A 9,840-nucleotide genomic window follows, 5' to 3' on the forward strand; every position below is an offset into this window, starting at 1 on the left:
ACCTTACAGGATCTGCTTGCCGACCCACCAGGCGATGGCGGCAATGAACGCCGACGCCGGAATGGTGAGCACCCAGGCCCAGACGATGTTACCCGCCACGCCCCAGCGCACGGCCGAGAGTTTGCGCGTGGCGCCGACACCGACGATGGCGCCGGTAATCGTGTGCGTCGTCGAGACCGGCACGCCGAGCCACGACGCGAAGAACAGCGTGAACGCCCCGCCCGTCTCAGCGCAGAAGCCGCCGACCGGTTTGAGCTTCGTGATCTTCTGACCCATCGTGCGCACGATGCGCCAGCCGCCGAACATCGTTCCCAGACCGATGGCCAGATAGCAGCCGACGATCACCCACAGGGGCGGTTCAGCCGCTTCTTGCGGCCACATGCCCGCAGCGATCAGCAGCATCCAGATGATGCCGATGGTCTTCTGCGCATCGTTACCGCCGTGCCCGAGGCTATACATCCCGGCCGAAACCAGTTGCAGACGACGGAACCAGCGGTCGACCCGTGCCGGTGGCGTTCGGAAGAACAGCCACGACACCAGCAGCATGAAGAACGAGCCAAGCACGAAGCCGAGCAGCGGCGACACGAAAATAAACGCGACCGTTTGCAGCAGACCGCTCGCGACGAGCGACCCGGTGCCCGCCTTGGCCACTGCCGCACCGACCAGACCACCAATCAGGGCGTGCGAGGAGCTCGACGGAATGCCGTAGTACCAGGTGATGATGTTCCAGGCGATCGCCCCGACCAGTGCACCGAAGATCACATAGTGATCGACGATCTCCGGGTGGACGGTGCCCTTGCCCACCGTCGCCGCGACTTTCAGGTGAAAGACGAACAGCGCGATGATGTTGAACATGGCGGCGAAAGCCACCGCCTGATGCGGCTTCAGCACGCCCGTCGAGACCACCGTAGCGATCGAGTTGGCGGCGTCGTGGAAGCCGTTCATGAAGTCGAACAGAAGCGCCAGCGCGACCAATAGTCCGACCAGCCAGAGGCTGATGTGAAGCGTTGCCATCAATCGTCTCCGCTCAGGCGTTTTCCAACACAATGCCTTCGATGATGTTGGCAACGTCTTCGCACTTGTCGGTCACCGACTCGAGCAATTCCGACACAGCCTTCTGCTTGATCAGCTCTTTCACATCGGCTTCTTCGCGGAACAGCTTCGAGAGCGAACCGCGCAGCAGGCGGTCGGCTTCCGATTCGAGACCGTCGATTTCTTCGCACAACTTCAGGATGTCGCGGGCACGATCCATGTCGTTGAGCAGCGCCACGGCGCTTTGCACGCGCTCGCAGCACTTCACGCAGATCTCGCCGAGCTGACGTGCCTCGGTGGGCACGCTCTTGATGTCATACATCCAGACAGCCGTCGCCACGTCTTCCATCAGATCCAGGATGTCGTCCATGGTACTGATCAGCTTATGGATCTCATCGCGATCAAACGGCGTGATGAACGTCTTGTGCATCAGGTCGATTGTCTCGTGCGTGATGCGATCCGCCTTCTTTTCGCTGTTCTGCACGGCGACGGTACGGGACTCTGCGTTCGGCAGGTCGTTGAGCATGGCGGCAAGCTCTCGGCTGCCGGCAATCATGCACTCCGCGTGCTGGTTGAACAGGTCAAAGAACTTGCCCTCGGTGGGCATGAAGCGACCGAACATTATTGGGAAACTCCGGGTATTGAGTGGGGACTGGTCGACACAAAAACGTCACATTCTACCCTGTTGCGGGCGTGCGTCACCGCACGCCTTCTCAAACAGGCAGTAATTTCGCGTCAGTATTGGGGGCCGGCCAGATTGTCGAACTTGGTGTACGCACCGATGAACGCCAGGCGAACCGCACCGATAGGACCATTACGCTGCTTGGCGATGATGATCTCGGCGGTGCCCTTGTCGGGCGTATCGGGGTTATACACTTCGTCGCGATAGATGAACAGGATGATGTCGGCATCCTGTTCGATGGCGCCCGATTCACGCAGGTCGGACATGACCGGGCGCTTGTTCGGGCGTTGTTCGAGGCTTCGGTTGAGCTGCGAGAGCGCAATCACGGGGACGTTCAGTTCTTTGGCGAGCCCCTTGAGCGAACGCGAAATTTCGGAAATTTCAGTCGCACGGTTCTCACCGTTGCCCGAACCGCTCATCAGCTGCAAGTAATCGATGATGATCAACCCAAGCTTGCCGCACTGACGTGCCAGACGACGCGCACGGGCTCGCAATTCCATCGGGTTGAGTGCAGGCGTCTCGTCGACGAAAAGCTGCGTCTCGTTCATCTTCTGCATCGCGTGCGTGAGCTTCGGCCAGTCTTCATCGACCAGCTTGCCGGTACGCAAGCGATGCTGATCGAGACGCCCGACCGAACCCAACATACGCATGGCCAGCTGCGTCCCCGGCATTTCCATCGAGAACACGGCGACAGGCAGCCCTTCTTCCACGGCGATATGTTCGCCGATGTTCATCGAGAAGGTCGTCTTACCCATCGACGGACGGCCTGCCACGATGATCAGATCGCCACCGTTGAAGCCCGAGGTCATGCGATCGAGATCGACGAAGCCTGTCGGAATGCCGGTGATGTCACTACCGCCTTCGCGGTGGTACAGCTCGTCGATGCGCTCCACCACTTGCGTGAGCAGCGGTTGCAGTTCGAGAAAGCCAGTGGCACTGCGCGAGCCTTCTTCGGCGATGGCGAACACTTTCGCCTCGGCCGCGTCGAGCATCTGCCGCACTTCCTTGCCCTGCGGATTGAAAGCGTCGGACGCGATCTCGTCGGCAACCGTCACCAGTTTGCGAAGCACCGCGCGGTCGCGCACGATTTCCGCGTAACGGCGAATGTTCGCCGCACTCGGCGTGTTCTGTGCGAGGGCGTTCAGGTAAGCCAGACCACCGACATCTTCGCCTTTGCCTGCACTCGTCAGCGATTCAAAGACGGTGATGACGTCGGCCGGACGGTCGCTCGCGATGAGCCGGCCGATATGCTGATAAATCAGCCGGTGGTCAAAGCGGTAGAAGTCCCATTCGGAAAGAAAGTCGCCGATACGATCCCAGGCGCCGTTATCGAGCAGCAACCCACCGAGCACGGATTGTTCCGCTTCGATGGAGTGCGGCGGCACCTTCAGGGAGTCGAGCTGGGGATCGGGCGCGTTCATGCCGGGCATTATACCGTGCTCGTGCGATCCGCCATTGTCGCGATCCTGACCGGAAAATTCTCGCTTGCGCGACGATTTTCCCGAACGAGATTTGTCCAGCAGTTTCCCGGGAGGCAGCATAAGTCGGAGCTATCGAACGTAACGAACGTGGAACGGAACGCGCAACCGGAAGGCGGTCGGCGGGAGCGAGATCAGACGGGCAATCACGGCAGTGATCTTTGTGCAGCAACGAAAACTGCACGGACAGAACAGACGGACATAAAAAAACGGAAGCCGGCGGACCGGCTTCCGTCTTTTCAACGCGTCGGGAAGCTGACGCGTAATACTTAGGCGTGCTCGCCCAGGACCGAGACGGTCACATCGACGACGACGTCGGTGTGCAGCGCGACCTGAACCGGGAAATCACCCACGGTCTTCAGCGGGCCATTCGGCAGACGCACTTGCATCTTCTCGATCTTGAAGCCTTGACCAGCCAGCGCTTCAGCGATGTCGTGGTTGGTGACCGAACCGAACAGACGGCCGTCAACACCCGACTTCTGCGAGATTTGCACGGTCAGACCCGACAGCTTTTCGCCTTCGGCTTGTGCACCGGCCAGCTTCTCAGCAGCAGCCTTTTCCAGTTCGGCGCGGCGAACTTCGAATTCGGCGATCGCGTCCTTCGTGGCACGGCGAGCCTTCTTGTTCGGGATCAGGAAGTTACGTGCGAAACCATCCTTGACCTTCACGATGTCGCCCAGGTTACCCAGGTTGACGACTTTTTCCAGCAGAATCACTTGCATTATCTATTCTCCTTCGTCGACTGGCGATTAAGCACCGTGCAGATCGGTGTACGGCAGCAGCGCCAGGAAACGCGCGCGCTTGATAGCCGTATCGAGTTGGCGCTGGTAGTGCGCCTTGGTGCCCGTCAGGCGAGCCGGGGTGATCTTGCCGTTGTCGCCGATGAAGTCCTTCAGCGTTTCGACATCCTTGTAATCGATCTGCTCGACACCGGCAACGGTGAAGCGGCAGAACTTCTTGCGCTTGAACAGCGGGTTTTGCTGTTGGCGGCGGCGATCAAACTTCTTGTTTTTACCGTTAGGACGCGGCATGTTCAACAATCCTTTTCAAACTCTTGCAATGCTGTGATGTGAAACACCAGGGTTCGGCTATTGCGATGCTTCTTGGCGAGGAACCCAGCCCACTGAGCGGGTTTCTCGAGTCCCAATGCCATCACTTTGGCACTGATGGGACCGATCGCAACTGCCGGAATCGAGAACTCGACCTGACGGGCAATGCCCGCTTCTTCGGTCGCTCCCGCATGGGCCAGTGTCACGTCGATCACGGGAAGCCCGGCTGGGGTATAGCGCAGCGTGCCGATTTCGACGATGCTGGCTTCTAGCCGTAAGCGATTCACGCGGTCGATGGTTCCAATGGCGCCCTGATGCGTTCCGGTGCGCTAATTACGAAGCGGCAGCTTCCGTGACGGGCGTCGCGGCAGCCTTCTTGGCTTCTTCGCGGGCCACTTCCTTCATCATCGGCGACGGTGCGGTCTCGGCCTTCTTCATGCGAACCACGAGGTGGCGCAGAACGGCGTCGTTGAACTTGAATGCATGTTCCAGTTCGTCCAGGGTTTCCTGGTCGCACTCGATGTTCATGCAAACGTAGTGAGCCTTGGCCAGCTTCTCGATCATGTAAGCCAGTTGACGACGGCCCCAGTCTTCGACGCGATGGATCTGACCAGCCTTGGCCGTCACCATGCCGCGATAGCGTTCGATCATCGCAGGCACTTGCTCGCTTTGATCGGGGTGAACAATAAATACGACTTCGTAGTGACGCATATGTAGCTCCTTTTGGAAATAGCCGCCTGAGCGTCAGATCAGTGCAGCAAGGTTGCAGAACTCGCGATTATAGCCACTTTCGCGTGACTGTTCAAGAACGGGCGGTAAACGAGCCGCAAACCACCGCGTTCCCATCATGCCGCGCTCCCGCTAGCCGGACATGACTGGAATGTCACCGCGAGGCGTCAGTCGGGCACGGCCTGACGATTCCACGGGGTGTGCCCCGGCGTGTAGCGTTGATACGTGCCGGCGCCGCCGAGAAACTCGTTGATGCGCACGCGTTGCCCGGCCCGGCGCGTGTAGGCCAATATGCCGATGAGGTGCTCAAGCGAGGCAGCATGCCCCAAAACCCGTTGGACCGCGCCATGCCCATTTTGCCCGAGCAACGCACTGACTTCCGGCACCAGCCCGTCGTAGACGATGCGGTCCCGCGCAAGTAACTGATACCGGGGGGTATTGGTGTTGCGCATGAGGTCGTCCCACGAGTGCTCGCCTTGCGCAACCATTTCGCTCATCCCCTCGACTTGCTCAATCGCTCGATGTGCCGGCAAGGCCGGCTTGAATTCAGGGTAGAGGCTCGATCCGCCAATCACCCGCGAATCCCTCGTTCGCAATATGGCGTGGCTCAATTCATGCAGCAACGTCGACGCCAGTACCTCGGTTGAGTATCCAATGATGGACGAGGTATCGAAAACGATGACCGGACGCCCCAGGTGAGGTATCAGATCAAGATGCTCAAGTACCCCGCTCAACGTCTCGGCCATTGAGCCGTCGGTATGTTCGATCACGCCGATCACGTCCAGACGTGCCGCCGACACCGCCTGCAACCCAGCGTCCAGCCGCCCCAGGTCGATGCGCAGCGCTTCGGCGAGTTCCTGCGCCTGATCGGGCACAAAACGCTTAAGGACACAACGCGCATCGTCGGACAGGCTCGGACTCAATGCGGCACGCGCATCGCTGAGTATCTCGCCCGCTCGTGTGAACATGTCGTCGACATGGATCCTGAGCGCAGGCGTTTCGATATCACGCAGACTCTTCAACATGGGATTCCCATTGATTTCGCGCGCGTTCAGGGTGCCGTCCGACATGCGTTGTGTCAGCCCAAACCGAGTGACGTCGGGTGGCGTCATCGGCTTCAAGACAATGTTGAACGCCTTGTCGTTGTGCTGCGCAATGACGAACCGGTACGCTCGGTCGCGGGTCATGACAACGCCGAATCTTCGGTCTGACGCATCGACACCCTCCGCGTAGGGGAGCGCCATCTGGATCTCGACGGACTCCTCCTTAAACCACGGACGATTCGGTTTGTCGCGATTCTCCAGCATCTTCTCACTGAGCAGCGCACGTCGGTTTGCGTGTTCCGCGTCACGAATTTCATCCAGCTCAACGTAAAAGCTGACCCGGACATATCCGCTGTCCGGGTAGGCCGTCCCCAACGGCTCAAGGTCATGGCTCAGGGTGCCGACCTTGCGCTGAATCAGCTCCCCATCGAGCATCGTGCGCCACATGATGTCGTCACCGTCCAGCCAATAATCGTCATGCGTGCTTCCGTCAGGCCAGTCGACGCGCTTCACACGCACGGCGACGTCAGTAAGATCGACGGGTTGCCAAAGGCCGTTGAGATCGCGTCTGCGATACATGAGCGGCGCAGAGGCTTGCGGAATTCGCATCTGCAAGCGCGACGGACCCCGCAACACGTCGCATGCGCTTGACGCGGGTGAACGCCTTACCCGCGCGCTACATGCTGCGGATTGACGACGAATATCCGTGTGCCCGGCTTCACGTACGGTATTTGCCGGCCCGACCTCTCGCCCACCTGACGTCAGCCGCCCTGCGTCATCCATGCCAAGCCACGGGCCATACATCTTCCCCGTATGGGGATTGACGAGCCGTACGCCCTCCGAGGCACGCCGGACCACAACGTGCTCCCGCCCGCCCAGACGGGCCAGCTCAAGCGTCTCGCCGGCGGCCTCAAGTGTCTCGCCATTGGCACGCAGCTCGGCCGCAAGCGTAGACGGCACATACCAAACCCCGTCGCGATGCAGAAAGACGGTGCCGGTATGGGCCTCATGCGCCCAACGCTCGGCCACGCGCGAAAGCAGCGGCAGACTGCCGATACGCGTCAGCCAACGGCGCCCGAATCCCGGCAGACGAAGCATGCCCCGAACACCGAGTTCCACACCGGGATCGACAAAGCGCGCAAGGGCCACGCCGGTGTGCTTGAACTGCGCGTTGGCGACGTCAATCGCGGCGGACACCGCCGGGTCGGACAACACGCGCGTAAAGCCACCCGCCAGACCGGCGCGGCGCACGACGTTCTGCGAGACGTCGTCGAGCACGGCACCGACCAGCGTCCGGCTGACCTGCAACACCGCCTTCTCCGCCATCACCGCCGCGTGGACCAGCGGAATGGCGTTGGCAACATCGATACCGCAGTCGAGCATCGCAATGCGATAACTCCCCGACGTCACATCCTCGACGCAGTTGTAGAACGGGATAAATCCGAGCAACGCGCGCCGGACGGCCTCCCGATGGACTTCGGTCGGCGTCTTGCCATAGGCCCCCTCCCTGAATGCCATCAGCCGGTCACCGAACGCCTGCGCCACGGCGCGCGTCGGTGACTCGTGCGGCTTGCCTGCCGCAGGCGCAATCGTGCGGTACGCAGCGACATCGCTTGGCGTGCGCTTCGGCACCCCCTCCCCCGGACCGAAGAGCGTTTCAGGCGAAGCGCGCAACCACGCTTCGGTGCGCCCGTCATAGGCCGTGATCTTCAGCGCAGACAGCGTCACCGCGAAGTGCCGTGTTGTCCCGCCCATCGTGGCATCGATGAAAACAACGTTCGTCGCCTCTTTTTCGATGATTTCCGTCCGGGGCTCGCCAACAAAATGCCGACGCGACTGCGAACTCGCCGCGGCCAACGGCACCAACAGCTTCACGCTCGGCACACGAATTTGCCACTCGCCGCAGGTCCAGTGCCGGAAGTCGTAAGGGGCAAGCGCCCTCACAAGCCCCTCGAGTGCGGGCAGCAATATGGTGTCCCGGATATGCTTCACGCCGGCGGCAAACTCGGTGTCGAAGCGCGCCGCAAGCCCCTCGGAGTCCAGCCCTGCGTCATGGAGCCGTTCGCCCAACGCTGGGTCGATCCGGTCGATATCCGCCATGCAGCCATCGAGAATCAGGTCTTCCATGGCAATGAGGTCGCCGGGATTGACGCAGTCGCCACGCACCGCCCGGAGCAACTTCGCGCCCGCCTTTGCCAACAGCCACGAACCGCTGTTCTGAATACTCGGCGGCCCTACGTCGATGGAAAAGTACAACGCGTCGTCGTCCGGCAACTGCCTGACGAGCTCGCGAGTCAGCACCGCCGTACGCGTTGGCAACTCACCGCGCAAGGCTTCAATGCCATTCGCGGCCGGTGCACCGAAAGCCCGATGCATGCGCTCGTCAAACGCATCGATGGCGGTTTTCATCGCCGTCGCGGCGTGCAAATCTTCGTCACGTAAATCGATCAGTCCCTGCGCGTGGGCGTGAAGCAAAATCGGTTCCGCATTGATGTGGAAAAACACGTCGATCGCCGTGCCGTTGTCGTTGGCACTCTCGATCGCGCTCTCATAAGCCGTCGCGGCCAGTGCCGTCAGCTCCGGCGGCGACATCTGCCAGGCATCCGGACCGGCCATCGTCATACCGATCCGGGTGAGCGCCCACGGCAAATCCCCTACCCGCATCCCCCCCATGCTGTCGGGCAAGCCAAGTGCCGGGTCGATCAATGCGCCCGCCAGCCGGTACACCCAAGAACGCGCATCGCCAAGTTCCCAGCGCTCGCTGCCAAACACCAGGTCACCCAAGCGGGCGCGTAGCAGGTCAGCATCGGGCACGCCCACGGCAAGCGTACGTTCGCCATACCGGGCATCTCGCTCGGTCTCGCACGTTTGCTGCTGATGACCGGGATGCAGCCAAGTCAACCACTGCGTGCGCAACGACGGCGGAATCGTCGCTGGATCGTCGCCCCGTGCCGGCCAGATCATGGCCGTCATCACGCGAACGAAGGTCGCCTGAACAAACGTGGGATCGTCTTGCAGCGACGTCGCATGCGCGCCATATCCCAGCGAAATACCTGCGCGGGTGACCAACGCGTCGAAGGCGGTCGTAATGAAGTTCGCCGAGTCCCATGGCGAACGATGGGTTGCCTTGGCGGGGCGCAGGCAACCGTGTAGCGCGAGCAACGCAGACTCGCGCGTTTTCAGCCGTTCAGCCCCTTCGCCCGGCAATGCCTCGCCGCAGAACTCCGTCAGAAACGCAGCAAATGGCGGACCATCGAAAAAGCCGGTGAGATTGCCGCTGCCAAGCCAGTCTTCGCTCAGCAGCGATGCCGCCCCCGTCGTCAAGACAGTGTCGTTGGCGTCTGCCGTACGAGGTGTCCGCAGCGCGCGGACGCTACGGGTCACGTTAGTCGAGTTAGCCACGTTAGCGACATTAGCCGCTTGCGACGCCTGAGGTGCTCGGGCGAGCGTCGTCGCATCGCTGAATCTCTCGTCCAGCACGCTTGCATCGGACGCTGACGGCGCGGTGGGCGGCACGTAGCGCTGGCGTACGTTCATATCGAGATCGCTGTTGACGGACGCCCCGTCGCGCGATCTGGCATTGCCGCTGTGACTAGGCAGGCTGCGTGCCACCACGACCGGGCACGCAACGCTCAGGAGCGCCGCCCCCATCAGCAATGTCTTCCATACCCCGGAGCCGGCAACATCGGCGGTGGCCGGCGCGTGCGTCGAAAGCGATGGGGGTGCGGACGATGCCAGTGTCGCGGGCACGCGCCCGGTGCGGGCGGGCTTCACCCATCGCAAACTCGCCGTCCAGGTCTGGCCCTCGCGGTGTTGCCCGGTACGGC

Annotated in this window: 8 protein-coding genes; all 8 read right to left on the bottom strand. The window is 61.4% G+C overall.

From position 1 onward, the window contains the following. Positions 1-3: 3 nt before the first annotated feature. The 8 genes from CDV46_RS00650 to CDV46_RS00685 all read right to left on the bottom strand — a co-directional run bounded on the left by CDV46_RS00650 (position 4) and on the right by CDV46_RS00685 (position 9,787). Positions 4-1,014, bottom strand: a complete 1,011-nt coding sequence (locus CDV46_RS00650; protein WP_058379039.1) for an inorganic phosphate transporter — start codon at positions 1,012-1,014, stop codon at positions 4-6. 13 nt (positions 1,015-1,027) lie between these two features. After that, positions 1,028-1,654, bottom strand: coding sequence for a DUF47 domain-containing protein (locus CDV46_RS00655; protein WP_058379040.1), 627 nt, complete (start codon positions 1,652-1,654; stop codon positions 1,028-1,030). A 113-nt stretch (positions 1,655-1,767) separates the two neighbouring features. Continuing rightward, the gene (locus CDV46_RS00660) at positions 1,768-3,135 is read right to left on the bottom strand and encodes a replicative DNA helicase (RefSeq protein ID WP_058380343.1); all 1,368 of its coding nucleotides are present in this window, start codon (positions 3,133-3,135) and stop codon (positions 1,768-1,770) included. 326 nt (positions 3,136-3,461) lie between these two features. Then, positions 3,462-3,914 carry a 50S ribosomal protein L9 gene (gene rplI, locus CDV46_RS00665; RefSeq protein WP_087688847.1) on the bottom strand — a complete coding sequence of 151 codons (453 nt, stop codon included), beginning with the start codon at positions 3,912-3,914 and terminating at the stop codon, positions 3,462-3,464. A 27-nt stretch (positions 3,915-3,941) separates the two neighbouring features. Continuing rightward, a complete protein-coding gene (gene rpsR / locus CDV46_RS00670; RefSeq protein ID WP_010803800.1) occupies positions 3,942-4,223 on the bottom strand; it encodes a 30S ribosomal protein S18 in 282 nt (93 codons plus the stop codon). 2 nt (positions 4,224-4,225) lie between these two features. Beyond that, positions 4,226-4,528 (bottom strand): primosomal replication protein N, encoded by a 303-nt coding sequence (priB, locus tag CDV46_RS00675; RefSeq protein ID WP_087688848.1) that lies wholly within the window; start codon positions 4,526-4,528, stop codon positions 4,226-4,228. A gap of 46 nt (positions 4,529-4,574) precedes the next feature. Beyond that, complete coding sequence (rpsF, locus tag CDV46_RS00680; RefSeq protein ID WP_087688849.1) at positions 4,575-4,952, bottom strand: 30S ribosomal protein S6; 378 nt, start codon at positions 4,950-4,952, stop codon at positions 4,575-4,577. 185 nt (positions 4,953-5,137) lie between these two features. Further along, the gene (locus CDV46_RS00685) at positions 5,138-9,787 is read right to left on the bottom strand and encodes a hypothetical protein (protein WP_140413263.1); all 4,650 of its coding nucleotides are present in this window, start codon (positions 9,785-9,787) and stop codon (positions 5,138-5,140) included. Positions 9,788-9,840: the final 53 nt, after the last annotated feature.

The sequence above is a fragment of the Pandoraea sp. PE-S2T-3 genome (assembly GCF_002179965.1).
GTDB lineage: Bacteria > Pseudomonadota > Gammaproteobacteria > Burkholderiales > Burkholderiaceae > Pandoraea.